Below are 25691 nucleotides of genomic sequence, written 5' to 3'. Positions count from 1 at the left end.
TGGACAAATGTTCACGAATGGGCCCCTTCGGGGGCCTTTTTTCGTTGGCGGGGTGCCTCGCCTTCTTCGCTGGTTGTTGGTTCCGCGGTCTTGCTTGTCCACGGTGGGGTAGTGGCGGTGCTACATGCCGCTGGCTGATTCCCGGGTGTGGTTCGCGGCGGCGATCACAATAGGGTTTGTCTCGCCAAAGAGGGTGCGGACAGTGTCCACACTTACGTCTGCCCTATTAGACGGCCGCGAGGCCGTGCGTCCAGTTGTCGGTTGGGCCATAAACATCTCGATCATGGTGCCCGGCTCGTGGTTCTTGGAGCACAACGTGGTCACGGGGTGTGGTTTGGTCCGAACAATGGCATTGCTTCGGCACCTGTATGTCACCTTCGGACGCCCCTCGGCGGTTCTACGAGGGAGTCGGCCGGCTCTTACCTGTTGCCTAGTTGTCTCAAATCGCTGGCGAGTTGAGACAACTAGGTTTCAAGACACACCTCGACGCGGAAATGTGCTCCGCGCAGGCCAAGGACAGCTGTCGTTAGTAGTTGCTGATGCCGCGGACAGCCGCCCGCCGTGCCTTGACCAGGGCTTCTTTGAGCAACGGCTCGTAAATTTCTATGCCGCGTCGGCCGAGACGGGCGATGTCCTCGTCGTCGGAGACGGTGAGGTTTCGAAGAGTGTCGAGCTTGGCTGCGTATCGTTCGTGGTCCTCACCGGAGAAAGATCCGACTTCAAGGGTGTTGAGGAGGTCGTATGACTCGGGCTTAAGGGGCCGGAGCATGGTTGCGAGGGTGTCGAGTGGATAGCGGTGTCCGAATTGAAACTGGAGTGCGCCAAGGAGGTCGCGGACGGAGATGCTGAAAGAAGGTTCGCTGACCGTTTCGGTGATCCAGTCGATGTCCTTGCCTGCGATGACCCAGAAGAGTTCGGAGGCTAGTTCGGTGTCTCTAACTTGCTGCCAGAGCTTCTTCCGTTCAGGTGGGGCGAGGAGCTGGACGGGCTCTTTCCATTCGTCGAGATCTCGGTAGGTACTGCGCATCGTGGTCGTGGCGTGCTTGGTGAAGACTTCGATGAAGACCTCTGGTGATGCTTTTGCGAGTGCAGCGAGCGCTTGAGTGTGGATATGCTCGTGTCTGCTGCTCTCAGGGACAGTGTAGGACTTCATGGCGTAGAGCCATTCCGGGTCATGCGGCGTGGGGTCGTTGTCGTAGGACCATTCGGCGACCCATAGTGCTGCCGCGGTTCCGCGGACTCCGGCGTTTGGGTGAGTGAACAGCGCGTGCCTGGTTGATTCGGGGGCGTGTTTCAGTGCGAATGCTGACTCGAGTTGCTGGACGTCACGGGGGGTAAGCTGGTCGACGACCTGTTGAACAAGGGACGGGTTCGTCGATTGGCCAATGATGGCGCTGATGAGGCCGTGTCGGCCTTTCGGATCGGCAAGTAGTCGGTCGGCGATCTCGCCGGTGAGTTGGTTCGTGCGGGCGCATACGTCGGTAAGCGCTGAAGCTGATCCTGCAAGGCCGTGGTCGATAGCCGATGTGAGCCACTTGGTCGGTTCCGGGTCCGGCTGGTACGCAAGACGCGCAAACACTTGCCAGGTCCCTGTGGTCGTTTGGCCTGCGGTCGTGAGATCGGGCTCGTGGGCCTTCAACCACTCCATTAGGGCTTCGGGTGCCTCTTGCTGGAATGGAGCGAGAGCTTTGTCGAGTGCGGCTTCTTTACGGCGCCTGGTTTCGTGGTAGTCGGTCAGGCGATCGCTTTCGTGCGTAATGGCTGCGAACAGCTTGTCTGGTTCATTGAGCCGGATCTTAATTGTGCTTGCCGCTTTGTTGAACCGGGCGCGCACGCCGGGAGTGGTGATGACCGGGGCGAGGATGTTCGCGATGTTGTTCGCGATGCGTTTGCCGGCGCGCATTTGGGCGTCGGTGGTTTTGCCGCCGAATGGGAGGCTCCATCCATTCGCGATCCGCACCCATTTGTCGAGCAGGTCGATCAGCGTGAGCTGGGCGGCGGGCGTTAGCCCTGGGGAGCGTGTTGCGAGTGCTGGACGAACGGCGTCGTACAGCGTTTCCATGTGCGTGGCGTCCCATGTAAACGACTGCAGGATGACCTGGTTCAGGACCTCGGGGCTCAAGTAGTTGCCGTCGAATGTCGGGGCGAGGATTTCGCAAATGAAGGGTGCCCAGACGGTGTCGATGAGGTCGGCGTCGGGCACGGTCCGGAGCGCTTCGACGAGTTTCAAGAGACCGGTGAGCTGGGGTTGGTCGCCGCTGCGCGCGTCGCGGACTTCTTCGACGAGCTCCTTGACTGCCGGCTTGATGTCGCATCCTGCGTCTTCAAGAAGGGAGAGTGCCTTGACGAAGGTGCCAAGGGCGCCGGGGAGATTGCCGCCTACTGCATCTGCGACGCGTGCGGCTAAAAGCTTAGCTTCCCTCTCGGCAGTCGTGGGATCCCCGGCATTCATCGCTGTCGCGACGCGGGCTAGGTGTATGTCGACGACGGCTTGCGCTTGTTCAGGGCCGAGTTGGCCGAAGCTTCGTAGGAGTTCGACATCCTTTTTCGCGTCGGGCAGCAGTGCGATTAGTTCGCCGGTAGTCGGTACTCTTGGGTGCGTTGCGCCGAGGAGTTTCGTGTAGATCTGGGTCTGCATAAGGTTGGCAGCGAGTTCAGGGAATGTGGCTTGGATGTCGCGCAACCGGACAGGTGAGGCGGTGCCGGAGAAATAGACCTCGGATGCGACGGCGGCGGCAATAATGTGCGGTTGGACGCGGTAAGTCTGGTCGTGCTCGATCTGTTGGGCTTCATAGTTGTAGTGCTTGTGGTCTTGGACGTCAACGAGGCCGGCGATCGCGACGGATCGAATGAGCCGGATGAGTTCGGGTTGCCGGATCTGTAGGAGATCGGCCATGCGGCGCAACTGGTCGTCATTGACCTGGCCGAGGAGTGCCAGAGTGCCGAGCACGTCGACTGCGTCTTCCGATGTGTTGGACATGCGTAGGAAGGCGAAAATATGATCGCGCAGCGCGTTGCCGGTCCATACGGACTTCCAGTCACGTTCGTGAATGAGGAGGTCGGCAAGGTTCAGTGCCCAGGCTGGGCGGCCGGCAGCTTGTGTGAGTAGGTGCACGACCACTGAAAGCCGGGTGATGCCGCGTTCGCGGAGCATTGCTCCGAGTTCTTCGCGGGTAAGGAGGTCGACCTCGAGCTGGACCGAGTTTGGCAGGTGGTCTGCGATCCGGTCCCTTTCGTGTGGCCAGCATGTTGCGATGATGCGGTAGTTGAGCCCCTCCGCGTTGCGCAGTTGTAGGAGCAGATCGACGTCTTGGAGTCGCGCGCCGGAGTCGTCGACCACCACCAGCGCGGGCTTAGCTTCGATGAGGTCATCGAGAAGGCGTTCGGGCGTGGGTTGCCGTTCGAGGAATAGGGCACCGCCAAGTTTGCTGGCTACGTGGCTCTTTCCCACGCCTGGAACTCCGAACAGGATCACGTCGGAGTCGGACTGGTTTATTTCGGCGATGAGGGCGTCACGTCCGACGGTCGAAAGTTGTTGTTCGTCAGGGCGTGCTCCGCGCGGTTGACGCGAGAAGCTGAACGGTCCGCCTTCGATGTTGAGAACCTTGCGCCGCCAGTCGGGGTTCTCCCGGAATTGGTTCGCGAACCATGCTCGGTCGTAGACCTGCACCAGCTCGCAATCGAACTCTTTCGCGATGTCCTTGAGCTTCTCGCGCTTGGATCTGTTGGCTTCTGCCAGGTTGACGGCGACGACACGCTGGACGGGGACGTGGTTCTTCCGCATTGACGCCAGGCTGCCTCGCAAACTCCGCTTCGCACCATCCCAACTCCGCGAGGAGGTGATGATGAGACCGGTGATCCGCGAATCCTCGGTGATTTCTGCGTCGAGCCCATAGTCGGAGCCTCCGACTATGGGCACGAGTGCGGGGTGGACAGGACTGAGCAAGGAGGTAGCACAGTCTTCAAAATGGTGCGGGTTGATCCGCGCGCGCGTATCGGAAAGACGTTGATCAATGCGGTCGAGCAAGTTCACCTCAACCACCTCGGTGATCTGCATCCGAACTTGTTGACGGGTCCCATGGAGGGAGTTTATGCGCGAATGGCGACATCGCGGCATCCACCTCTCATGGTTTAGCAAGATGCAATGCGGTCGAATGGCAGAGCGGATCGTCTCGGGCAAGATGACGTCGAACACTCACTATGCGGGCGCAGACAGTTCAGGTCTGGTTCAGAGTATCCGAAGCGGACGATGGGACCTCATTTCGGGCCGAGGGCGTGGCCGCTTCATGTATTGCAAATCCCTATTGTTTGGAGGCGCTGAGGTTTCGAGACACATCGAGTCGGATTAGGGGAGGGGTTCGGACGGCCGTAAAGGATCCGAATTGTGGCAATGACCGTAGGCGGCCTGTCTTCGCCGTGGAGGAGCAAGCCGATCCACCCGCAAGTTCAATAGGATTAGTCATTATGAAGAAGGGGATGATTCTGGAGATCGACGGTGACTCTTACACCGTCGTCGAGCCACAGTTGGGCCAAGGCGGGGCGGGCACGGTCTGTAAAGTGCGTTCCTCGGCAGATGACAAGGTCTACGCACTCAAGCAAATAAAGAAAGACGCTCGATCAGAGCGCAACGAGAGGTTCCTCCAAGAAATCGCGTTCGGTTTGGATTCGAGCAATGATCACGTTGTGAAAATTCACGCGCAGTTCGATGACGGGAAGTACTTCTACTACACCATGGACCTGTACCCGAAGAACTTGCGCGACATCATCGAGGAGGAAGCTGACTACCGGGTGCTTCTCGATTACCTCTCACAACTATGCGATGGTCTTGCCTATGTGCATGATCGAGGGGTGGTGCACCGGGACATCAAGCCTGAAAATATCCTCGTCGACAGTAAGAATCGACGGGTCGTCCTTGCGGATTTCGGCATCGCTCATTTCAAGGACTCGTCTCTGACTCAGCAGAGTGATCTCTTAGCAAATCGCAACTACCAGGCGCCGGAGCAGATGGCAAGGAATAATGCCAAAAACGTCGGGAAGCCTGCGGATATTTTCGCACTAGGACTCATCTTCACAGAGGTATTCACCAAGCAGAACGCTCGCGGTGCACGGCATCGGCGAGTGGGCGATATCCATCCGTTTCTCACCAACCTCGACCTACTTGTCGAGAGCATGATGCTTCAGGACGAGACTCAACGCATTTCAATTCAAGCCGCGCGGGACTCTCTCAACCTGATCCGTAAACAGGTAGGCGCACGCATCGGGGAGATCGTGGAAGAACTACGCCCGATTAATGAGCCGATCAGCGGAGACGTCTCCAGAACCGATCTAATCCTTGAGCAGGCTGGCACAGATGTCCTGTCTGCGAAGTACATTTTCGAGCGAACCTCCGGCGAGGAACTCTCGCGTTACAACCCGAACTATCACTGCCAGATCAGCTACCGCGTGAGTGATGAGCTTTATAACGGATGCGTTCAATCAATCCTGTACTCAATGTGCAAAGCGAAGTTCGAGTATGAAGCTAACGGTGCTTGGGGTGAGTCAGACCTAAATTTGGTGGTTTCCCCGCTTAAGGCTCGGCTTCTGAATGAATTTGAATCAATCCAGAGTCAGTACCCCCTTACCAGGAGCTCCATTTGGGCTAAGTTGCCACGTATGGCCGCTCACTATTTCCGCTTCAGTAAGGACTACCACTGCAAAGAGATCCTAGAGCGAGCACACCGAGAGCTCACGGTCTCAAAGGGACCATATGACGGATCCCTTCATAGCAATCTTGTGAGCGCCCCTATCCTCTGGATCGTTCAGAACGTGAGGAGGTATCTCAAGACCGACGTCTTCGAGATGTCGTCGCAGAACCTTCATGAGATTGAGTTCGAACGCCATGTGTACGTCGACTGGGCGGGAACACGTCTGGATGATCCGGAGCGAGTGGCCGTCGGCTTCGACCTTTTCAACCCCTCTGACGAGGCCGAAATTCTGACCATCCTTGAGAAATTCAGGGACAAATGGAATGCCTCATTCGTGAAACAGAACGACGGAAGGTACTCAATTCACTTCAAGTCGTCCGGCGACTACGAGCAGTTCAGCAAGGAAGCCCTCGCCATTGCAGCCCAGGACTACATCTTCGAGGGCGACGTGCTCGATTTGCTCCGAACGGATGACGAATACGAGGATCTTGTTGCACTTACTTGGGGGTCGACCTTCGACATCCCTAACACATTGGCTAAAGTCTTGGGCCTCCGCGACATCTAGGAGGCTCCAGGGCTAGACCTAATAGTCTCCGTAATCGATGAGGCCACGAACGCTCGCGCGGGCACAAGGGTTTGAATCGCAGAGAGAGAAGAAGCGGACTTCCTGCGGAGCCAGGCGGCCGTCCGAACAGAGTCGTGATGCGCGGTTGACCAAAAGGTCGCGCTAACGGCCAAGATGCCGCAGGCGCCTGTCGAATCCCTGCATTGTTGCCGACGGGGCGTTTATTGCCACCGGAGCTTCTCTTTTCCCCGGGGCATCCGTGGGCGCCGGAGCGGAAGTACGCATCAACGGCGTCGTGCATGTGAATTCAAGCTTGGACCCAGAAACGGTAGTATCAATCGGCTGGGTCGCGGTCGGAAACCCTGCGAGCATCCTGCCGCCTACCCAGCATGATGACATCTGGAGCATCCAACGGACGCTCGATTTTCCTGGCACCGTCTACGGTGTGTCCCGGGAAACTTCAATGACTCAGCTGATGGAAGCACAGTCTGCGCACTACGGGGAGCACCGGAACGACACAGTGCTCGACGCTTGAGGACGCCGGTCGCGCGGCCATTCGCATTTGCGGCCCGGGCCTGCGAGGTCCTCGTTTCAGTTTGAGAACGGGTGATGGTGTGGTGGGAAGGCAATCCCGGGAACGCGTCCGACGCCGGGCGGCCGGTTTCGCGTTCCGCTCTCATCTGGGGGCTGGTCGCCGCGCGGCCGGGACGGCTAGGCTCCTGCGTGATGGCGTGTGTCCGGCACGCCCTGACTCTGTGGGCAGGTGGGTACTCCTTGAACGCTTTCGAGAGCAAGCAGCAGTTGGACGAATCCGGTACCGGGCGGCAGGACGCAGGTGAAGGCCCGGAGCCCAAGGACAAGCCGGAATTCAGCGGGCCGTACCATCACCCCGCCGCCGGGTGGGGCGCCGCCATGAGTGTCGGGAAGATCCTGGTCCGTGAGCGGGCACTGTTGGACGGCCCGAGGGCGATTTTCCGGATGAACCACGAGGGCAAGGGGTTTGACTGCCCGGGCTGCGCGTGGCCGGATGACACCAAGGGGCTGCACCTGGACATCTGCGAGAACGGCATCAAGCACGTCACGTGGGAAATGACCCACAAGCGTGTGGGCCGGGAATTCTTCGCACAGCACTCCGTCAGCGAGTTGTCCGGTTGGACCGAGTTCGAGCTCGAGAACAAAGGCCGCCTCACCGAACCGATGGTCTACGACCCCGCCACGGACCACTACGTTCCCATCAGCTGGGGCGAAGCCTTCGACATGATCGGCCGGGCGCTGCATGAGCTGGACGATCCCAACCAGGCATCCTTCTACACGTCCGGCCGTCTGGGCAATGAGGCCACCTTCCTTTACCAGCTCATGGCGCGGGAACTCGGCACCAATAACCTGCCTGACTGTTCCAACATGTGCCACGAAGCCAGCGGCCGGGCCATGAAAGCCGCTCTGGGGACCGGCAAGGGCACGGTGGACCTGGAGGACTGGGAAACCACGGACGCCCTGTTCATCATGGGCGTCAACGCCGCGTCCAACGCACCCAGGATGCTCACCGCGCTGGCCGAAGCGCACCGCCGCGGCGCGCAGATCGTGCACATCAATCCGTTGATCGAAGCCGCCGCCACCCGGACGATCGTGCCGCACGACATCCGGGACATGGCGATGTTCCGTGCCACCCAGACCAGCACCATGACCCTGCAGCCACGCATCGGCGGGGACATGGCGCTGCTGAGGGGCATGGCCAAAGCCATCCTGGACATGTCGGCCACGGACCCGAAAGCCCTGGACAAGGAATTCATCGAACGCCACACGGTGGGCTTCGAGGATTACCGGGAGGTGTGCGACGCAACGCCCTGGGACGAGATCGAACGCCAGTCCGGTGTGACGAGAACCGACATCCTCAAAGCAGCCCAGGTATACCGGGACGCGGACCGCAGCATCATCAGCTGGTGCCTGGGCATCACCCAGCACGAGCATGGCGTGGACACCATCCGCGAGATCGTGAACCTGCTGTTGATGCGCGGCAACCTGGGCCGTGAAGGCGCCGGGCCATCACCCGTGCGCGGCCACAGCAACGTCCAGGGCAACCGGACCTGCGGCATCGACCACAGGCCTTCCGAAGCCTTGTTGGCCCGCCTGGACAAGGTATGCGGCATCAATTCCCCGCGCGAGCACGGCCTGGACACAGTAGCCACGATCGAGGCGATGAACCGTGGCGACGTGAAGGTCTTCATCGGCATGGGCGGCAACTTCGCCTTGGCCGCCCCGGACACGCACTACACGTACGCCGGGCTTCGAAACTGTGAGCTGACCGTGCACGTGAGCACCAAGCTCAACCGCAGCCACCTGGTGCACGGCCGGCAGGCCCTCATCCTGCCCTGCCTGGGCCGCACCGAAAAGGACGAACAGGAAAACGGCCTCCAGAGCACCTCAGTGGAGGACTCCATGAGCATGGTCCACCTGTCCGTCGGCATGAAGAAGCCTGCCTCCCCGGATCTGTTGTCCGAACCGGCCATCATTGCGGGGATCGCCAAGGCGGCATTGCCTGAGAGCAACACGCCCTGGAATTGGTATGTGGGGGACTACGACCGCATCCGAGACACCATGTCCGAGGTCTTCGACGGCTTCGAAGACTTCAACCGCCGCGTGCGCCTTCCCTTGGGCTTCAGGCTCAAGCAACCGGCCCGCGAACTGGTGTTCCTCACGCCGTCCGGCCGCGCCGAATTCTCCGCGGTTCCATTGCCGGATGTCATCCCTGCTCCGGGAACCCTGGCTTTGGGAACCATGCGCTCCCACGACCAGTGGAACACCACCATCTACTCCGATAACGACCGTTACCGTGGAATCAAGAATCTGCGCACCCTCGTGTTCATGAATCCGGAAGACATGGCGGAACGCGGTATCAAGGAATTTGATTCCGTGGACATCGTGGCCACGGCCAAGGACGGTTCGGTGCGGTCCGTCGAAGGATACCTCGCCGTGCCGTATGACATTCCGCGCAGCTGCGCCGCCGGGTACATGCCGGAAATGAATGTCCTCTGCGCGATCGGCGATTACAGCACGCAAAGTGACCAGCCGATCATGAAACACCTCAAGGTGACCATCGCGCGCAGCGCAACATAGGCGGAGGAAACCCCGACGGCGGCACGCGCCTCCAGCGCGAAGGCGGGCCGCCGTCGTCGGCTGTTTGCGGGCGCGGGTCAATGGCTCAGGCGCTGGTACCGGCGGAGTCTTTCGTGTCCCTTGGCGGAGCCGGGTCCGGCGATGGGGGAGAGGACTTCTTCGAGCGCCGTGCGGACTGCCTGGGCGTCCACGTCCAGTCCGATCGCGACAAGGACGTTTTCCGAGGCTGCTTTGCTTGTGGCGATATGGATCTGGGCGCCGACCACATTGACCGCATAGGCGCGGAATTTTCCGCCGTGCCGCGTGGTGATTGTGCCTTTGATGCGATAGACGCCGGCGGGCGGCTTTTCAAGAAAGTCGAGGATGCGGTCCGGGTCGATGGAGCCTTGCGATGCCACCGTGACGGCTTTGGCATGCTGATGGTCATGCGCATGGGCGTGGCGTGCGTCGCTCGACGCCTGGGCCTCAATGAGGAGCTGCCGCAGCGGCAGCTGGGATTCGTCTTCTTCCATGGAGGCGACGTCGTAGAGAAGCTCCGGGTCAACGGCCGCGCCGCTCGCGCCGACCGCGAGGATCCGGGAATTGCGCTCCCTGATCCGTAGCGTGATCCGTTCGAGGGTTTCCTCCCTTTCGGGCGCCGGAACGAGGTCCAACTTGTTCACGATGGCCAGCGATGCGGCACTGTACCTGAGGGGCGGCAGGTCTTTCGTGTCCACCGTCCTGAAGTGCTCCACGGCGTCGATGACGTCCACCAGGCCGCCGAACCGCACGCGCTCCACCGCCGTGGTTTGGACCAGCTGACGCAGGGTGAGGGGTTCGGCCAGGCCGCTAGCCTCGATGATGATCACATCCAGGGCCAGCCGGGGAGCGGAGAGGCGGTCGAGTGCGTCATCGAGCCCGCCGGCATCCTCCAGGCAGCAGATGCATCCGCCGGAGATGGACGCGGGCTCGTCGATCTGCCCGGTGACAAGTCCGGCGTCGACGTTGATGTCGCCGAAGTCGTTGACGATGACCCCTACCCGCGCTCCCGGTTGCCGGAGGAGATGGTTGAGCAGGCTGGTCTTGCCTGCGCCGAGATAGCCGGTGAGGACAATGACGGGGATGGCAGCCACAGCCGCTACGTTATCACGAACGGTTCGCATTAATCGGAGCGGGTTCGCCACGCAGGGGCTACGGCACTCAGGCGGAAGCCACCTCCCGGCGGAGTGCAGCGAGCAACGCGGCAAGCGCCGTGACGGCGGCGATTCCAAGCATCCGGAAGCCGCCGCTCCAGTCCGTTCCCGCAGTGGTGGTCACCGGCGAGTGCGTAAAAGGGCGAGAGGTCCCGGACTTGCTGCTCGAAACCAAGCATTCCGTGCCGGTCACCTCGAACAGGGCTGCCACCAGCAGCTGGGTCATGGATATTCCTTGTGCCTCGATCATGGAGCGAAGGGCAGCCGTGACCTGCGGGTGGGACGTGCGTCAGCCCGGGCTACCGGACCTCGATCACCCCCATCATCCCGAGGTCCTCGTGGTCCAGGATGTGGCAGTGATAGACGGTCCTGCCCGTGAAGTCGTTGAACGAGATCCGCACTTTGACGCTTCGCCCGGAAGGTACGTTCACCACGTCCTGGAAGCGCACCGTTCCGAGCGGCAGGCCGTCCTCTTCAACCGGCTGCATCGGCCAGACATGCAGGTGGAACGGATGGTCCATGGGGGTGTTGTTGAGCAGCGTCCATTCCTCGACACTGCCGGCAGCTGCGGCTATGTCGGTCCTCGCCGGGTTGAACCGCCTGCCGTTGATGGTGAAGTCCATCATTCCCATCGGCCCGGGGGAGCCAAAGACGAGCTGCCGCCGCGCTGCCACGGGCGCCCGGCGGAGGTCCGCGGGGGCCTCCCGCCCGGCTACGGGTGCCAAAGGGGGCCCGGGATCACCGGACACGCGCACCCTGGCCAGTTCCGCACCGCCGTCGGGCAAACCGCCGCCGGGTCCGCCGGGGGCCATCATCCCTCCGCCGCCCCGGTCGTAGGGAAGCGTCCGCAGCACGGATTCGCCGGACGCGGCGGTGAACAGCAAGTCCGCGCGGTTACCCGGCGCCAGGAACACTGTGCCGTCCCCAGGCTGCTGAAGCGCTTGGCCGTCGAGGCTGAGCCTGAGGTAGCGGGCCACGCAGGCGTTGACGATCCGCCACCGTTCACGCTCGCCGGGCCGGGCTTCGATCACCGGCGCCACCTGGCCGTTGAGCAGCAGGAGCCGGCCCTCCCGCCCGGCCATCCTCTCCATCGCCGACGGTGGCCTGATGTTCCCGGAGCCGTCCACGGTGATGTCGGAGACCACCAGGATCCGTTCGCGGGCTACCTCCGGCGGCCGGGGTTCTTCCACGATGATCGCCCCGTACAGGCCGGCGAAGACCTGGTCCGCGGCGCTCCCGTGGAGGTGCGGGTGGTACCAGTACACGCCGGGCGGGTGGTGGTCCGGGAGGCGGAATTCGTAGTCGAAGCTGCGTCCCGGCTCCACGGTGACGAAGGCGTTGTCCCCGTTGCCTTGCGGTGAGACATGCAGGCCGTGGACGTGCAGGTTGCTCGCCTCCCGGAGATTGTTGACCAGGCGGACCGCCAGCGTGTCGCCTGCCCGGAGGCGAAGCGTCGGGCCGGGGACACTCCCGTTGTAGGCAAAGCACGACGCCGGCCGGCCGGCAATCGGTACCGTCACCTGCGCTGCCTCGAGGCGGAGCTCCAGGCGGCCGGCAGAGCTCCGCAGGACGGGCGCTTGGGCAAGGCCGACTCCGCCGGCCTGTTCGGGCGAGGGCGCCAGGTACAGGTAGAGCCCGGCAGCCCCGGCGGCTGTTCCCGCCAGTCCGAGGCCGCCCAACAGCAGTGCCGCCCGGCGGCTGACCGGCTGCATCAGGAGCACACTCCTTCCATCCCTTGACGACTGATGCTTAGAGCCTGCGTTCCGGACATCCGCGCCGCCAGAGCCAAAGGACCCGGAGGGGACCAATGGCACTACAGCTGAGGGTGGAGCGGTGCCACGATCATGGTCATGATCACCCATCTGACCCCGGCATGCACCAGGGTGCCAGCGGCCGGAGCCCTGGCCACAGCTGCTGACGCGCCCGTTAACCGGACACGGCCGGGACGCTGTTCGACGGCGCGGCTCGTCCTCGTTCGGTTTCCGACCGGAGCCTGTGGCTACAGCATCCGATTCTCTTCCGTTTCCGTGTCCTCGAGGTGCTGAAGGAGCGCGTCGAGGAGCGGACGTTGGCCTTTGACCAGGCGCTCGCGGGCTCCGGCGATGGAGGTCCATTCCGCCCGGTCGAGCTCGGGATACTCGCGGAGCACGCGGGAACCTTTCGGCCACTCCAGGGCAAAGGTGTTGCTGCTGATCTTCGTCGGATCGAAGCCGCCCGTACCAGCGTCCGGCGCACCTGCGAAGGCCGTGAGGAGCTTGCCGGAGGGTTGCCTGAAAGTACCCAAGGTGAAGAATGCGGCAGCAGGAACCGGGTAGCCGGTCTCCTCCGTGAATTCACGCCGGGCAGCTTGCCACGGGTCTTCGTCGCCGTCATACAGACCTTTGGGAATGGACCACGCCGCGGTCTCCTTGCCCGCCCAGAACGGTCCGCCCATGTGTGCGATCCAGACGTGCACGGTTGAGTCCGCGAAGCGGTACAAGAGGATTCCGGCACTTCGTGCCGGGCCTTTTCCTGCCATGTCAGGAATCATTGTCCGGGGCGGTACCCTGCGGGCTGGAGGCCAGAGGCGGCCACCACCGCGAAGGTTCCTTGATAACGAAGCGGCGCCCGCTGACGTCACTCGGAATGATGCGGATGAGCTGGTCCTTGCTGCCGGCCTCCCACGGCGAAAGCCCGGTTGCCGCGGCTTCGCGGAGTTCTTCCTCGTCCTCGACCAGCTCTGCCGTTCCTTTGACGATGATGCTCCAGGCGATGGTGCCGTAGCGGTTGAGGCCGTCGGCTTCAAAGGCGACCGCTTTTCCACCCTGCACCAGGGCGAGCTTGGTCCCCGGTCCGGTCCGGAAGATCAGCGTGCCGAAGTCCGGAAGGTAATTGACCGGGAAGATCTCCGGTTCGTCGCCGTTCACCAGCGCCACCCTGCCCACGGAAGCGCTTTCGAGGCATTTCCAGCATTCGTGCGCAGCGAGGGATGAGGTTCCGGCAGCGGGGGCGGGCGTATCCATGCACCGAGCGTAGGCTTTCGTGCCCGGCGCCGGCAGGGTAGAAAGTCCCACCCGCGTCCGGCGGTGTCGTACCGCAAGGAGGCGGCCGCCGTCGTGACTTTCGACCCTGTTGGCGGGCGCCGGGCAGCGAAAGACTGGGCGGACAGCAGGGCCGGGAGGCCCGGCCACCGAGCAGTTCCAAGGAGGAGAACCCATGGAAAACGATGAGAGGCCGGGTACGGTGCTCGACGAACAGCAGTCGTGGGACGTGCTGCGCCGGTGCGGACATGGCCGGCTGGCCGTGTCAGTCCTGGGCAAGCCCGATATCTATCCGATCAACTACATCGCGGACAACGGCGTCGTGCTGATGAGGACCAATCCGGGAACCAAGCTTGCCGAGCTCACCGTCAATTCAAGCGTCGCGTTCGAAGTGGACGAGGTGGTGGACGGGGAGGCATGGAGCGTGGTGGTGACGGGCACGGCGCGGGTAGTCGAATCGCAGTCCGAGGTGGACCGGCTGAACAAGCTTCCCCTCAGGCCGTGGATTCCGACGCTCAAGTACACCTACGTGGAGATCACTCCTGAGCGTATCCATGGCCGCTATTTCGAACTCGGCGACGAGCCGGAACGGTACTAGCCCGGACAGGACCAGGCGGCCGGCCGGCATTAAGCGCGGCAGGGGGAGATCATGGTCAGCAGGATTCTGGTTGGCGTCAACGGTTCCCGCGCGGCGCGGGCGGCCGCGGATTGGGCTGCGCGCCGGGCTGTGGACCTTGGCGGTGAGCTCGTGCTTGCGCACGCCGTGCCCGGGCGGGGCATGTTTCCGGGCGGCAGCGACTATATATCCGCCCGTACCCGTGGACAGGAACTGCTCGACGGCGAGACCGCACGCCTGCAGGCAAACGAACCCGGGTTGCGTGCCCGCCGGCTCCTCGACGACGGAGAGCCGGCCCAGGTCCTGTGCAGACTGTCCGGAGGCGCGGAACTGCTGGCCCTGGGCACGGACCGCACCCCCGACATCCACGGTGAGGGTTTCGGGTCAGTGAGCTTCCAGACCGCCATCATGAGCCGCTGCCCGGTGGCGGTGGTGCCGGCCGCTACGGGAGCAGCGGACGGCGGAATCGTCGTCGGGACGGACGGCTCCCGGGACGCCGCGATCGCCGTGGCACGGGCCGCCGCGGAGGCCCGGCGCACCGGAACCGCCTTGACCGTAGTGCACGCAGCCGGCGATGTCACGGAAGGCAGGACCATCCTTGGATCCGCCAAGGCGGCTGCCACAGCTGGGAGCCCGGGTGTTCCGGTCCGTGAACTTCTCGACCTGGACCATGATGCGCCCGAAGCGTTGCGGGAAGCCGCGCGGAATGCCGCCTTGCTGGTGCTCGGCTGCAAGGGCAGGGGAGGCCTGCGGGTCCTGGTCGGCTCGGTCGCGAAGGCAGTCCTGTTCGATATCCAGTGCCCCACCCTGATTACCCGCGCGGCCGTCACCTAGCCAGGAAGCCGCGAAGCGCCAGGAATCGGGGTCCTGGTGCTCCGTGGTCATTCCAAACCTGCCCGGGTGGCATCGTCCAAAGGGCTCCACCAGGTAAGCGGCGGTGCCACCTTGAAGCGGCGGCCGGTTACCGACGTCGGGACAATCCTGACGAAGGCATCCTTCCGCCCCGCCTGCCAGGGAAAGAGCAGAAGCCCCACAGTGTCGAGTACCTCCTGGGTCAGCTTCACCGCGACGGCCTGGCCTTTCACCACGACGCTCCAGGCAATTCCGGAGTCCTGGTCGACGCCGTCGGCCTCGAGCGCCACCGCCGCCCCACCCAGGGCCGCGTGGAGCTTGGTGCCTTCCCCGGTGCGGAAGACCAGCGTTCCGTGGTCCACCTTGTAGTTGATCGGGAAGATGTCCGGGTGGTCCTCCACCCAGACCGCGAGCCGCCCGACGGAGACGCCCCGCAGTTGCTCCCAGCATTGTTCGGGCGACAGGTCTTCAACCCCTGGCACGGATGTTTCTTTGCTAGTCATGGCCTGACCGTACGCCCGCCGCACGGACATCAACAGGGCACAAAGACCTTCGCCGGATGAGGGGCTGGAAGGGTGGGTCCCTCCCGGGTAGGCTGGCTTCGGACACGATGGGGAGGGGCCGATGAACGCGTCCAGTCCGGACCCGGAACGGGCCGGGCACCCTCCGGTCGCCGGGATCCGGATCGAAGAACTGCTCTCAGACTTCCTGGCCAAGGCCGGGGAGTTGCTCCACGCCCAGCAGCACATGCGCGGACTGCTGGAAGCCGTGGTGGCCGTCGCCGAGGACCTGAGCCTTGAGGCCGTCCTGGACCGGGTGGTTACCTCTGCCTGCCGCCTCGTGAAGGCTCGGTACGGGGCGTTGGGGGTGATAGGTGAAGACAAGGCGCTGAGCCATTTCGTCACCGTGGGCATCGACGAGGACCTCGCCCGGCGCATTGGCCCACGCCCCACCGGGCACGGCGTCCTGGGGCTGCTGATCAACGAGCCGATGCCCCTCCGGCTCCACGACCTGCAGGAGCACCCCAAGTCTTATGGCTTCCCCGCCCATCACCCTCCCATGAAATCGTTCCTCGGCGTGCCGATCCGCGTCCGGGACGTGGTGTTCGGCAACCTCTACCTGACGGAGAAGGAAGACGGACAGGATTTCACGCCCGAGGACGAGGATCTTGCGGTCGCCTTGGCCGCCGCGGCCGGTGTGGCGATCGAGAATGCCCGCCTGTATGAAGATTCCCGGCGCAGGGCGTCCTGGCTGGAGGCCTGCATGGACGTCACCGGCAAAATGCTCGGCGGCAGGCAGGAACTCGGGCAGGACCAACCGCTGGAAGAGAGCAACTGGGGGCTGGACCTGATCGCCGACCGGGCACTGCGGGAGTCCGGGGCCCATCTTTCCCTGATCCTGATTCCGGCCGGGGAAAGCGGGTCCTATACAGTCCTGGGTGCCTCCGGCGAACCGGCCGGCAAATTCTCCGGGAAGGTCCTGCGCTTGGAATCCGAAGCGTTGCGGGCGGTGGCCGCCGGCGGCCCGCCCGTCCAGATCGACAACGCCCGCGAGCTCCTGGGCAACGGTAAGGGGCGCGAAACGGGCCTGGGGAAGCTGCTGGCGATCGACCTCAGCTCACACGGCGTGCACCACGGACTCCTGATTCTCGTGAAATCCCGGGGTGCGGGCCGCTTTTCCGCCACGGACGTTGAGATGGGCGCGGTCTTTGGTTCCCATGTGGTGCTCGCCTTGGAACTCGACCGGGTGCACAGGCTGCGGGAACAACTCGTGTTGTTCACCGACCGCGACCGGATCGCCAGGGACCTGCACGATATCGTGATCCAACGGCTCTTCGCTGCCGGGCTGAGTATCCAGAGCCTGCGGCGCTTCACGAGCGACGGAGCGGCCCTGGCCCGGATCGATTCCATTACCGGCGAACTGGATGAAACCATCCGGGAGCTGCGGGACACGATTTACTCCTTGCGTGCCGGCGCCGGAGAGCGGGCGCTGCTAAGCAGCCGTGTTCTCCAGGCGGTCCGGGCCGCCACGCGTTCCTTGCCGTTCGCTCCCCATTTGGTCCTGAACGGTGCGGTGGACTTGATCGTCGACGACGGGACGGCGGCCAATCTGTTGGCCGTCATTTCCGAGGCAGTCAGCAATGTCGTACGCCATTCGGGAGCGGAATCGTTGAGCGTCACGGTTTCCGCCGAGTCCGGCAGGCTGCGCCTGGCCGTGGAGGACGATGGTTGCGGCTTCAGCGATCCAACGCCCGGGAACGGTTTAGCCAACATGGAGCGCCGCGCGCGCGAACTGAACGGTACCTTCGCGGTGACAAGCATCCCTGAGTCGGGGACGCTGCTGGAATGGGCGGTTCCGCTGCCGTAGCCCGGCGGTTCTCAGCGGCCGAGCCTGTTTTCCGCGTCGGGGCCGTGGGCCATGAAGACAGCGGCCTGGGTGCGGCGTTCGAATCCGAGTTTGGCCAGCATGGATGACACGTAGTTCTTGACTGTCTTCTCCGCCAGGATCATCCGTTCGCCGATCTGGCGGTTGGTGAGTCCCTCGCCGACGAGTTCCAAGACCTTGCGTTCTTGCGGCGTCAGTGAGGCGACCCTGGGATCAACCCGTTCCGGCTCAGTGAGGCCCTGGACGATCTTGGCCTTCAAGCCGGCATCGAACAGCGATTCCCCGCGGGCAGCCCGGCGGAGCGCACCTACGAGGTCTGTCCCGCCGATCTCCTTCATCACATACCCGGCCGCACCGGCCAGTACGGCGCCACGCAAGGCTTGTTCGTCGTCGTAACTGGTGAGGATGAGGCAGACCAAGGACGGATCAACCGAGCGAACATCCCGGCAGACCTCGATGCCGGTGCCGTCCGGCAGCCGGGCATCGAGGACGGCGACGTCGGGCCGCAGCGCCGGGATCCGGCGGGCGGCTTCTTCCGCTGAACCGGACATTCCGGCAATGATGAAGCCTTCGCTCTCGAGGAGCTCCTGGAGGCCCCGGCGCACCAGTTCGTGGTCGTCGAGAATGAACACCCGGATGGCTCCTTCGGAGTCCCTGCGAATAACGTCCTGGTTGTCCATGATTCTCCCGTCCCCCGCACATCGATAAGCCGCCTGGCCGGGAATGTCCCCGCCGGCAAAGCCAATCCTTCCCCCGTGCCGGATCCCTTACAAGGGCCGAAGGGCCCCGCCCCGTTCATGACGTTCGGCCCTGAAGTATCCGCCGGCGGGCTCCTCCAGCGGGTTGGCCGACGTCGTGAACCGGGTCGCCAAACGAGGGGGGAGTGGTCTGTTGTATCTGGCCAGGCTCCGCCGCGACGGTGCGATTCCGGACATCCTCGGCTGGAGCGCCGGGGTTCCTGAGTACCTCGAAACAGTGTCCCTGGACCGGCCACGGTAGCGCGGCGAGAGGACTTCCGGCCCTAACTGCGCCACGGCCGGAGCGTAACACTGGGCATACAGGACACGGACAAAGGAACGGGAACACCATGAAGAATCCACTTGTCGTCGGGGTCAACGACACTGAAGCCAGCAGGGCCGCGGCTGCCTGGGCCATGCACAGGGCGGCGGCGCTGAAGCTGCCGGTGCTCCTGGTGCACGCCCTGGATGACCGCTGGTCCTACGAAAACTACGCCTTCGTCGAAGCGATCAGGAAGTTCGGCGAGGAATTGCTGGAGAAGGCGAGGGCGAGGGCCCTCGAAGTCGAGCCGGGCGTCGACGTCGCCACCAAACTGGCGTCGGGCAGTGTTGGCAACGTGCTGCGCAAGCAGTCCCGCAAGGCGTCCATGGTCGTCGTCGGTACCGGTGCCTCCGGCTTCGGCGGTGCGGTGACGGACCGGGCGCTGCAGATTGCCGCCGTCGCCCATTGTCCTGTGGCGGTGATCGGCAGGAACATCGACGACGACGGCCGCCGCGGCGTGCTTGTCGGTGCGGACGGTTCGGAAGAATCCGTCCAGGCGGTCGCCTTCGCCGCGGCGGAAGCCGACCGGGAAGGCCAGGAGCTGACCATCCTGCACGCTTTCGGAAGCCCCCGCTTCAGGGTGCCGCACGGCTTGCCCGGGAGCGCGCTCGCCGAGCAGGCGGCGGAAGAGGAACGGGTAGTCCTCTCCGAGACCGCGGCCGGCCTGGCTGAGCAGTACCCGGACCTCACGGTGCACCAGGTCCTCGCGGTGGACACCGAGCCGGCGAAGGCATTGGTGGAGGCTGCGGGAAATGCGCGCCTGCTCGTCCTGGGAAGCCGGGGCAAAGGCGCGTTCAAACGGCTTCTGATGGGCTCCACGGCGCACGCCGTGCTCTCCCACCTGCCGTGCCCGGCGATTGTCACCAGGCTGGTCCCGGCCAAGGACGGCGAGTAGCGGTCGACGGCGGCCGCTCGCCGGACAGCGAAAGGGCGCCCCGGAATGGCCGCCGGAGCCGCCGGCCCCGCCCGCCGCGATGCGCCGCGCCGCGGCGGCAGGCGGGAGGCTATGTTCGCGGACCTGGGGGCCGGGGCGTCATTGTGCGTGCTCCGACGGTGACGAGCGCGGTGGAGGCCTGCGGGCGGCAGCCCGGGGACGCGTCCTAGGACTCTTCCACCGGGCGGACAACCACCACAGGGCACAGGGCGTGGTGCAGCACCGCATGCGCGGTGGACCCCATGCTTCCCTGCACCACCCCGGTGCCGTGGGCGCCGACGACAATCGCCGACGCATCGCGCGCCGCCTCGAGCAGCGTCCCCGCCGTCGAGCTTCCGGGGAGCGTGTGTGCCTTGACGTCGAGCACGGGTGACCAGCGGCGCACGGTGCGTTCGACGTCGTCGAGCACTTCCTCGGGCCGGTGTGGCCCGGGCGGTGCAGTGTGGCGCTTTCCGCCGTGCTTGGCGTGGACGTGCGCAATCTTCAGGGACGCCCCTGTGAGCGTCGCCAGGGTGCAGGCCTGCCGGACGATCGGTTCCCAATGCGGGTGCGCGGTGTCGATACCGACGACGACGGGCCCGTCCGGATGCGTTCCCTCACGGATGACCGCCACGGGGCAGTCCGCCGTGGCGGCAAGTTCAAGGCTCACCGAACCGAGCAGGAGGCCCATGAATCCGCCGATGCCACGGCTGCCCACCACGAGCATGGCGGCGCCGGACCCGCCGGCGACATCGCGCAGCAGCCCGGCGGCCCAGCCGTATTTCAGCACAGTGGTGACCGGGACGCCGGGGGATTCCTCGCGGGCGATGACCGCGCCTTCCGCCAGGACGGCTTCGGCCGCATGCCGCAGGCCGCTGTCGGCGATGCCGGGAACAGGGCCAAGGTCATGCGTGAAGGCAGGCCACATGGAGCAATGGACCACGGTGAGTGCGTCGTTCCGCAGCGACGCCTGCCGCGCGGCCCAGCGCACGGCGATGGCCGCCTCCGGTGAGCCGTCGTAGGCTGCGACGATTGTCCCCATGGCGGTCACTCCTTCTCCGGCGCGTGGACGACGAGCACCGGGCAATGGGCGTGGGCTACCACCGCCGAGCTCACCGAGCCAAGCAGCAAGCCGCCGAAACCGCCATGGCCACGCCGGCCCACCACAATCATGTCGGCGTCCTTACTGGCCTCGATGAGCATGCTCCGGGGGTGGCCGCGGACCAGGCGGGAAACAACGTTGTCCGGCAGCTCCGGGCCAAAGGCCTTTTCGACCGCCTCACGGAGGGTATTTCCGGCGGCCTCTTCAAAGCGTTCAATGCCCATGGCCACGTACCCGGCGTACATCTGCGGATAGTCCCAAAAGGCGGAGGCCTCGACCCGCAGGCCCAAGGAGGCTGCGAGCTGCTGTGCCTGACGGAGGGCTTCGATGGAAGCCTCCGATCCGTCCACGCCCACGACGATCCTGCCGTTGCCGTTATCTTCCATGGTTCCTCCTGGCTGTCGAAACGGGGCTGCTATGTCTGCGGGCGGCCCCGCAGGACCGCGAGGGACCGCTGGTACTCCTCGGCGCTGATCTCTCCCCGCGCGAAGCGTTCGGCCAGGATGTCCTCGGCCGGGCGGGCGGCCGGCGTCGGGAAAGCGGCGTAGGGTCCGGCCGCTTGCGGGCCGGGCTGCTGCGGGCCGGGCTGCTGCGGCCTGGAGAGGGATCGGGCAAAGAGGACGGTGGCGGCGATCAGCGTCCCCCAGAAGAACAGCATGGTCACCGCCATCAGCACATAACCCCAGCCGCCCATTTGCGTGTTCCAATACATGGCAGGTCCTTTACATCGTGCCGGCTGTTGGATCGCCCGGCTCCGCGGGCGGTGCGGCAGGCCGGCGCCTGAGCCGCAGGCTGGTCCGGGCAAAGATCAGGTACGCTCCGGACGCCATGATGATGAACCCCAGGAGGCCCAGGAGTGTTGACTGGGCGGCAATTCCTGCCAGGAAGACGAACGACCCCACCAAGAGGGTGAAAGCTCCGGCCGCGAGGTGCGTAGGGCGCACGGATTCGGCCGGCCCGCCGCACAGCTTCGCAGCCAGGCGCGGATCCTCCTGCAGCAGCCGGGCGGCCAGCATCTCCAGCTGGCGCTTCTCGTGATCGGTGAGGGCCATCGTTCCCTCCTTCCCGGAGTTCCTTTCTCCACATGTGTCGCGGTCGCCTTTGTTCCAAGCATGGTGGCGTGCCGGTGGCGGCAACAGGGCCAAAAGTCACGGAGCCTGCGACGGCTGAAATAACCCGGGAAGATTAGTCCCAATATGCCTAGGCTCCGTTTCAGCAAGGAATCCTGAACCGAGGAAGAAAAGTCCGAAGGAATGTTTTTTGAATTGTTGTTACACGGATTTCCGGGGGAATAGTCTTCGATGACTTCGTTTGGCGATTTTCATAAATCCGGCGCGGGAGGCCGCCTTAGGTTGAGAGGGAATTCCATGAAATTGCAGTTCCTCGCAATACCCTTTGCCGTGGCAATGACTGTTCTCGGAGCTGCCGCTCCGGCATCGGCGGCACCGCCGGACAATGACACGTACGCCGGGCGGATCGCCATCCCGTCGTTCCCGGCCACCCTCACCCAGGACACGTCCGAGGCAACGACGGATGCCATTGATGCCGAATTGAACGGGACGTGCGGTGCGCCGGCCATGGACGCGAGTGTCTGGTACGAATTCACGGCCACCGAAAATGCCACACTCGTGGCCGATGTGAGCAAGTCCGGCTACGGCGCCGGAGTCTTCATCGCCAGCGGCAGTCCCGGATCATTCGTCGTGCAGGCCTGTGCGCCGCGAGCGGCGTCCTGGTCCGCCGTCGCCGGCCAAACTTACGCGATTGCCGTGATCGATGACCAGAGCGACGGCGGCGGCAACGGCGGGGCAATGCAACTGACCATCGACGAGGTTCCACCTCCGCCCGCACTCGACGTGACCGTCAACCCGACGGGCCAATTCTCCAGGACCGGTTCGGCGATCATCAGCGGGCAGGTCAGCTGCACGGGTGCCGCTGACTTCGCCTTCCTGAACGCCGAACTCACCCAGCAGGTGGGGCGGTTCAAGATCACCGGCGCCGGCGGCGCCGGCCTGACATGCGACGGCGTCACCCGGCCGTGGTCCATGGAGATCGTGGGCTCCAACGGTGTCTTCAAGGGCGGCGAAGCGGCCAGCGTCACCTTCGCCGTGGCCTGCGGGATGTTCGCCTGCGGCGTTGACTTCGAAGAACGCGTCATCCTCCTCAGCGGCAGGAAATAGCCGGCTGTAGCGGAGCATCCCGAGGGGGAGGGCGTGCACCCCGTGCGCCCTCCTCCGCGTCCACAACCCCTGTTTCCACAGGCGCGCGCTGGGTATATTGACAGCATTGGATGCGCTGCCGGTGCGGGTCCAAAGGGTTCCGGACCGACTTTCCGCATGAAGGTGTTGAAAGTGAGGAACAGGTGTCCCACGTCATGCCAACAGGGGCCAGCCCGCGGCTCTACAACGAAGATCTCGCGCCGGCCGAACACCGCTCCTGGGGTTTCTATTCATTGTTCGCGATGTGGATGTCGGACATCCACTCACTCGGCGGCTACACATTCGCCGCAGGTCTCTTCGCACTGGGCCTGGGGGCCTGGCAGGTTTTCCTCGCCCTGGTTGCGGGGATCCTGATCGTTTTCTTCCTGATGAATTTCTCCGGCTACGCAGGCCAGAAGACCGGGGTGCCCTACCCGGTACTCGCCCGGATTTCCTTCGGAACCTTCGGCGCCAACCTGCCCGCCCTGATCCGTGCCCTGGTGGCGATCGCCTGGTACGGCATCCAGACGTGGCTGGCGTCCCGTGCCGTGATCATCATCGCGCTCGAAATCTGGCCGGAGCTGGGCGCCCTGACCGAGAATGACTTCCTGGGCGAATCGACCCTGGGCTGGCTGGCGTTCCTGCTGATGTGGGCCCTGCAATTGCTCCTGCTGCGCAACGGCATGGAGACCATCCGGCGCTTCCAGGACTGGGCCGGCCCCGCGGTGTGGGCGGTGATGGGCCTGCTGGTGATCTACATCCTGATCAACGCCGGCTGGGACATTTCCTTCGACCTGCCCGGCGGCAACGCGACGTGGGGCGTGACGCACGCCTTCTTCGCAGCTACCGCCCTCACGGTGACCTACTTCTCCACCCTGCTGCTGAACTTCTGCGACTTTTCACGGTTCGCCCCCTCTCGCAGGGCGGTATGGACGGCCAATCTGTGGGGACTTCCGGTCAACTTCATTGCGTTCTCCGTGGTGTCCGTGGTGGTTACGGCGGGCACGTTCAAGGTGTACGGCGAGTACATCTACGATCCCGTTGAAATCGTGGGCCGGATCGACAGCATCTGGGCGCTCCTGCTCGGTGCCGTCACCTTCGCAGTGGCAACCCTCGGCATCAACGTGGTGGCGAACTTCGTTTCGCCGGCGTACGACCTCGCCAATGCCTGGCCTTCGCGCATCGACTTCAAACGCGGCGGCCTGATCTCGGCGATGATCGCCCTGGTCATCACCCCGTGGAACCTGTTCAACAGCCCGGTGGTGATCAACCTCTTCCTCGGCGGCCTGGGAGCGCTGCTGGGTCCGTTGTTCGGGATCATCATGGTGGACTACTTTGTGCTTCGCAGGCAGCACGTAGTGGTGCCGGACCTCTTCAGGGAGGACGGTTACTACAGCTACACGGGCGGTTGGAACCGCAAGGCAATCCTCTCCTTTATGGTCTCGGCTGTTCCGGCCGTGGTCTTTGCCTTGCTTCCCGCCCTCGCCGCCTTCTCAGCGTTTTCCTGGTTCATCGGAGCCATCCTGGCCGCGGCGGTGCACTACGCCATGTCGCGCAACGACACGACCCTGGCCGAATCGGTGCGGGCGGCGGCAGCCTCGGAAACGAGTCCAGGAACTGTCCTGAGCTGAAGTCACCAACCGCTGCGGGTCGGCGTGTGTCCCTTCCGGGCATCGTCCGGCATGGCCATCTCGGCCCGCAATCCCAGGAGCCTGACCGGCCGGTCCGGCTCGATCGCAGCCGCAAGGTCCAAGGCGCGGGCGAGCACGATTTCCGGATCGGAGGTTTCGGGAATCTTCTTCGCATGGGTCTTCGTGACGAAGGGCGCGTAGCGGACCTTCAGGGTCAGCCCGGTGACCGGCCGCCCTTCGGCCGCGACATCCTCCAGCACCTGCGCCGTCAGCTGCCGGACGGCGTCGTCCACCTGGGACGCCTCGGTGAGGTCCTGCTGGAAAGTGGTCTCGCGGCTGTGCCCGCGCGCTGTCCAGGGGGTGTCGTCGACGACGGCGGTACCGTCACCCCGGCCGAGCTGGGCGTACCATGGCCCCATTTTCGGGCCGAATTCCGGCACCAGGCTGAGGGGATCTGCGGCGGCAAGCCCGGAAACCGTGGTGATGCCGAGCGCGGCCAGGCGTGCGGAGATCCTGTTTCCCACGCCCCACAGCTCCTTCGTGGGCCTTTCGCCCATGACATCGAGCCAATTCTCCTTGGTGAGGCGGAAGATGCCGGCCGGCTTGCCGAAGTCCGTGGCGTTCTTCGCGCGGACCAGTGTGTCGCCGATCCCGACGCTGCAATGCAGCCGGGTCCGTGCCAGGACCGCCGCCTGCAGGCTCCGGGCATAGGCTTCCGGGTCCTCCGTCTCGACCCCCACAAAGGCTTCGTCCCAGCCCAGGACCTGCACCGTGGCTCCCGGCTGCGAGCGCAGCGTGGCCATCACGGCATCGGATGCCTCCATGTAGGCCTCGTGGTCCACGGGAAGGATGACCGCCTCGGGGACTTTCCGGGCGGCGATGCGCAAAGGCATGCCGGAACCCACACCGAGGGCCCTGGCTTCGTAGGACGCGGTGGACACCACAGCACGTTCGTTCGGATCACCGTGGCCGCCCACGATCACCGGCCTGCCCGCGAGCTCCGGCCGCCGGAGTACCTCGACCGCCGCAATGAACTGGTCGAGGTCAACGTGCAGCACCCACCGGATTCCGCCCACAGGAACAGTGTGCCCCAATCCGCGGGAGCAAGCACCGGGTCCCCGGAGGCAAGGAGGAAACCATTGACGCCGTGACCGCGGGGGACCATCCTTTTCCAATGACAATGGAGTCTGAAGTCCTGGCTTTGTTGGCCGTTGTTGACCGCCTTGCCGGGAAATTTCCTGACCAGCCGCGCGCCGAGATCGAGTCGGTGGTCGCCGAGGAACACAGCAAGCTCGACGACGGCCGGATCCGTGATTTTGTTCCCCTCCTTGTCGAACGGGCAGCCAAAGCACGCCTCAGGGGCTGATGCCCGCCCGGCAGGCC

The 25691-nt window shown here is 64.2% G+C and carries 22 protein-coding genes; 9 read left to right on the top strand and 13 right to left on the bottom strand.

Annotated features, from left to right (window positions below; translation table 11 throughout):
• Positions 1 to 526: 526 nt before the first annotated feature.
• Positions 527 to 4057, bottom strand: coding sequence for a hypothetical protein (locus tag BIU82_RS11555; RefSeq protein WP_070349608.1), 3531 nt, complete (start codon positions 4055 to 4057; stop codon positions 527 to 529).
• A gap of 407 nt (positions 4058 to 4464) precedes the next feature.
• Between BIU82_RS11555 and BIU82_RS11550 the strand changes: the two genes are divergently transcribed.
• Both BIU82_RS11550 and BIU82_RS11540 read left to right on the top strand, forming a co-directional pair.
• Complete coding sequence (locus BIU82_RS11550) at positions 4465 to 6249, top strand: serine/threonine-protein kinase (protein ID WP_070349607.1); 1785 nt, start codon at positions 4465 to 4467, stop codon at positions 6247 to 6249.
• 774 nt (positions 6250 to 7023) lie between these two features.
• Positions 7024 to 9363, top strand: coding sequence for an FdhF/YdeP family oxidoreductase (locus BIU82_RS11540; RefSeq protein ID WP_253182751.1), 2340 nt, complete (start codon positions 7024 to 7026; stop codon positions 9361 to 9363).
• A gap of 77 nt (positions 9364 to 9440) precedes the next feature.
• Here BIU82_RS11540 and BIU82_RS11535 read toward each other — a convergent pair whose 3' ends face one another.
• From BIU82_RS11535 to BIU82_RS11515, 5 genes are all read right to left on the bottom strand, one after another.
• The gene (locus tag BIU82_RS11535) at positions 9441 to 10475 is read right to left on the bottom strand and encodes a GTP-binding protein (protein WP_070349605.1); all 1035 of its coding nucleotides are present in this window, start codon (positions 10473 to 10475) and stop codon (positions 9441 to 9443) included.
• Between the two features lie 67 nt (positions 10476 to 10542).
• The gene (locus tag BIU82_RS11530) at positions 10543 to 10761 is read right to left on the bottom strand and encodes a hypothetical protein (protein ID WP_070349604.1); all 219 of its coding nucleotides are present in this window, start codon (positions 10759 to 10761) and stop codon (positions 10543 to 10545) included.
• A gap of 73 nt (positions 10762 to 10834) precedes the next feature.
• Positions 10835 to 12247, bottom strand: coding sequence for a multicopper oxidase family protein (locus BIU82_RS11525; RefSeq protein ID WP_070349654.1), 1413 nt, complete (start codon positions 12245 to 12247; stop codon positions 10835 to 10837).
• Positions 12248 to 12534: 287 nt separating this feature from the next.
• Complete coding sequence (locus BIU82_RS11520) at positions 12535 to 13053, bottom strand: NUDIX domain-containing protein (RefSeq protein WP_070349603.1); 519 nt, start codon at positions 13051 to 13053, stop codon at positions 12535 to 12537.
• 1 nt (position 13054) lies between these two features.
• Positions 13055 to 13537, bottom strand: a complete 483-nt coding sequence (locus tag BIU82_RS11515) for a pyridoxamine 5'-phosphate oxidase family protein (RefSeq protein WP_070349602.1) — start codon at positions 13535 to 13537, stop codon at positions 13055 to 13057.
• A 193-nt stretch (positions 13538 to 13730) separates the two neighbouring features.
• Here BIU82_RS11515 and BIU82_RS11510 point away from each other — a divergent pair, with 193 nt between their 5' ends.
• Together BIU82_RS11510 and BIU82_RS11505 are read left to right on the top strand one after the other, a co-directional pair.
• Entirely contained in the window at positions 13731 to 14153 is a 423-nt protein-coding gene (locus BIU82_RS11510) for a pyridoxamine 5'-phosphate oxidase family protein (protein WP_070349601.1), read from the top strand.
• 51 nt (positions 14154 to 14204) lie between these two features.
• Positions 14205 to 15005: a universal stress protein gene (locus tag BIU82_RS11505; protein ID WP_070349600.1), complete on the top strand. Its 801-nt coding sequence runs from the start codon at positions 14205 to 14207 to the stop codon at positions 15003 to 15005.
• Between the two features lie 47 nt (positions 15006 to 15052).
• On the opposite strand, the gene BIU82_RS11500 is transcribed toward BIU82_RS11505, so the two are convergent.
• Positions 15053 to 15526 carry a pyridoxamine 5'-phosphate oxidase family protein gene (locus BIU82_RS11500; RefSeq protein ID WP_070349599.1) on the bottom strand — a complete coding sequence of 158 codons (474 nt, stop codon included), beginning with the start codon at positions 15524 to 15526 and terminating at the stop codon, positions 15053 to 15055.
• Between the two features lie 121 nt (positions 15527 to 15647).
• Here BIU82_RS11500 and BIU82_RS11495 point away from each other — a divergent pair, with 121 nt between their 5' ends.
• Complete coding sequence (locus BIU82_RS11495) at positions 15648 to 17390, top strand: GAF domain-containing sensor histidine kinase (protein ID WP_070349598.1); 1743 nt, start codon at positions 15648 to 15650, stop codon at positions 17388 to 17390.
• Between the two features lie 11 nt (positions 17391 to 17401).
• Here the strand turns inward: BIU82_RS11495 and BIU82_RS11490 are convergent, their stop codons facing one another.
• Entirely contained in the window at positions 17402 to 18088 is a 687-nt protein-coding gene (locus tag BIU82_RS11490; protein WP_070349597.1) for a response regulator transcription factor, read from the bottom strand.
• 407 nt (positions 18089 to 18495) lie between these two features.
• Here BIU82_RS11490 and BIU82_RS11485 point away from each other — a divergent pair, with 407 nt between their 5' ends.
• Complete coding sequence (locus BIU82_RS11485) at positions 18496 to 19362, top strand: universal stress protein (RefSeq protein WP_070349596.1); 867 nt, start codon at positions 18496 to 18498, stop codon at positions 19360 to 19362.
• 205 nt (positions 19363 to 19567) lie between these two features.
• On the opposite strand, the gene BIU82_RS11480 is transcribed toward BIU82_RS11485, so the two are convergent.
• Genes BIU82_RS11480 through BIU82_RS11465 form a run of 4 tightly spaced genes read right to left on the bottom strand, consistent with a single transcriptional unit; the run spans position 19568 to position 21534 of the window.
• On the bottom strand, positions 19568 to 20422 hold the full coding sequence (locus BIU82_RS11480; protein ID WP_083292291.1) for a universal stress protein: 855 nt from the start codon (positions 20420 to 20422) through the stop codon (positions 19568 to 19570).
• A 5-nt stretch (positions 20423 to 20427) separates the two neighbouring features.
• The gene (locus BIU82_RS11475) at positions 20428 to 20868 is read right to left on the bottom strand and encodes a universal stress protein (RefSeq protein ID WP_070349594.1); all 441 of its coding nucleotides are present in this window, start codon (positions 20866 to 20868) and stop codon (positions 20428 to 20430) included.
• Positions 20869 to 20897: 29 nt separating this feature from the next.
• A complete protein-coding gene (locus tag BIU82_RS11470; protein ID WP_070349593.1) occupies positions 20898 to 21194 on the bottom strand; it encodes an SHOCT domain-containing protein in 297 nt (98 codons plus the stop codon).
• Positions 21195 to 21204: 10 nt separating this feature from the next.
• Positions 21205 to 21534, bottom strand: coding sequence for a DUF3040 domain-containing protein (locus BIU82_RS11465; protein WP_070349592.1), 330 nt, complete (start codon positions 21532 to 21534; stop codon positions 21205 to 21207).
• A gap of 354 nt (positions 21535 to 21888) precedes the next feature.
• Between BIU82_RS11465 and BIU82_RS11460 the strand changes: the two genes are divergently transcribed.
• Positions 21889 to 22659: a DUF6299 family protein gene (locus tag BIU82_RS11460; protein ID WP_070349591.1), complete on the top strand. Its 771-nt coding sequence runs from the start codon at positions 21889 to 21891 to the stop codon at positions 22657 to 22659.
• A 194-nt stretch (positions 22660 to 22853) separates the two neighbouring features.
• Positions 22854 to 24308: an NCS1 family nucleobase:cation symporter-1 gene (locus BIU82_RS11455; protein WP_083292302.1), complete on the top strand. Its 1455-nt coding sequence runs from the start codon at positions 22854 to 22856 to the stop codon at positions 24306 to 24308.
• A gap of 2 nt (positions 24309 to 24310) precedes the next feature.
• On the opposite strand, the gene BIU82_RS11450 is transcribed toward BIU82_RS11455, so the two are convergent.
• A complete protein-coding gene (locus BIU82_RS11450; RefSeq protein WP_070349590.1) occupies positions 24311 to 25366 on the bottom strand; it encodes a DNA polymerase IV in 1056 nt (351 codons plus the stop codon).
• Between the two features lie 116 nt (positions 25367 to 25482).
• Between BIU82_RS11450 and BIU82_RS11445 the strand changes: the two genes are divergently transcribed.
• Positions 25483 to 25674 carry a three-helix bundle dimerization domain-containing protein gene (locus tag BIU82_RS11445; RefSeq protein WP_070349589.1) on the top strand — a complete coding sequence of 64 codons (192 nt, stop codon included), beginning with the start codon at positions 25483 to 25485 and terminating at the stop codon, positions 25672 to 25674.
• Positions 25675 to 25691: the final 17 nt, after the last annotated feature.

This window comes from Arthrobacter sp. SW1, assembly GCF_001766675.1.
Classification (GTDB): Bacteria; Actinomycetota; Actinomycetes; order Actinomycetales; family Micrococcaceae; genus Arthrobacter.
The sequence above is the reverse complement of the archived record's forward strand: the minus strand, read 5'-3'. Positions and strand labels throughout refer to the sequence as shown.

Coding starts and splice junctions, on each gene's coding strand:
- BIU82_RS11550 (WP_070349607.1), top strand. CDS start 4,465: ATGAAGAAGGGGATGATTCTGGAGATCGACGGTGACTCTTACACCGTC.
- BIU82_RS11475 (WP_070349594.1), bottom strand. CDS start 20,868: ATGGAAGATAACGGCAACGGCAGGATCGTCGTGGGCGTGGACGGATCG.
- BIU82_RS11530 (WP_070349604.1), bottom strand. CDS start 10,761: ATGACCCAGCTGCTGGTGGCAGCCCTGTTCGAGGTGACCGGCACGGAA.
- BIU82_RS11455 (WP_083292302.1), top strand. CDS start 22,854: ATGCCAACAGGGGCCAGCCCGCGGCTCTACAACGAAGATCTCGCGCCG.
- BIU82_RS11490 (WP_070349597.1), bottom strand. CDS start 18,088: ATGGACAACCAGGACGTTATTCGCAGGGACTCCGAAGGAGCCATCCGG.
- BIU82_RS11520 (WP_070349603.1), bottom strand. CDS start 13,053: ATGGCAGGAAAAGGCCCGGCACGAAGTGCCGGAATCCTCTTGTACCGC.
- BIU82_RS11495 (WP_070349598.1), top strand. CDS start 15,648: ATGAACGCGTCCAGTCCGGACCCGGAACGGGCCGGGCACCCTCCGGTC.
- BIU82_RS11555 (WP_070349608.1), bottom strand. CDS start 4,057: ATGCAGATCACCGAGGTGGTTGAGGTGAACTTGCTCGACCGCATTGAT.
- BIU82_RS11460 (WP_070349591.1), top strand. CDS start 21,889: ATGACTGTTCTCGGAGCTGCCGCTCCGGCATCGGCGGCACCGCCGGAC.
- BIU82_RS11510 (WP_070349601.1), top strand. CDS start 13,731: ATGGAAAACGATGAGAGGCCGGGTACGGTGCTCGACGAACAGCAGTCG.
- BIU82_RS11470 (WP_070349593.1), bottom strand. CDS start 21,194: ATGTATTGGAACACGCAAATGGGCGGCTGGGGTTATGTGCTGATGGCG.
- BIU82_RS11505 (WP_070349600.1), top strand. CDS start 14,205: ATGGTCAGCAGGATTCTGGTTGGCGTCAACGGTTCCCGCGCGGCGCGG.
- BIU82_RS11465 (WP_070349592.1), bottom strand. CDS start 21,534: ATGGCCCTCACCGATCACGAGAAGCGCCAGCTGGAGATGCTGGCCGCC.
- BIU82_RS11485 (WP_070349596.1), top strand. CDS start 18,496: ATGAAGAATCCACTTGTCGTCGGGGTCAACGACACTGAAGCCAGCAGG.
- BIU82_RS11500 (WP_070349599.1), bottom strand. CDS start 15,526: ATGACTAGCAAAGAAACATCCGTGCCAGGGGTTGAAGACCTGTCGCCC.
- BIU82_RS11445 (WP_070349589.1), top strand. CDS start 25,483: ATGACAATGGAGTCTGAAGTCCTGGCTTTGTTGGCCGTTGTTGACCGC.
- BIU82_RS11480 (WP_083292291.1), bottom strand. CDS start 20,422: ATGGGGACAATCGTCGCAGCCTACGACGGCTCACCGGAGGCGGCCATC.
- BIU82_RS11525 (WP_070349654.1), bottom strand. CDS start 12,247: ATGCAGCCGGTCAGCCGCCGGGCGGCACTGCTGTTGGGCGGCCTCGGA.
- BIU82_RS11515 (WP_070349602.1), bottom strand. CDS start 13,537: ATGGATACGCCCGCCCCCGCTGCCGGAACCTCATCCCTCGCTGCGCAC.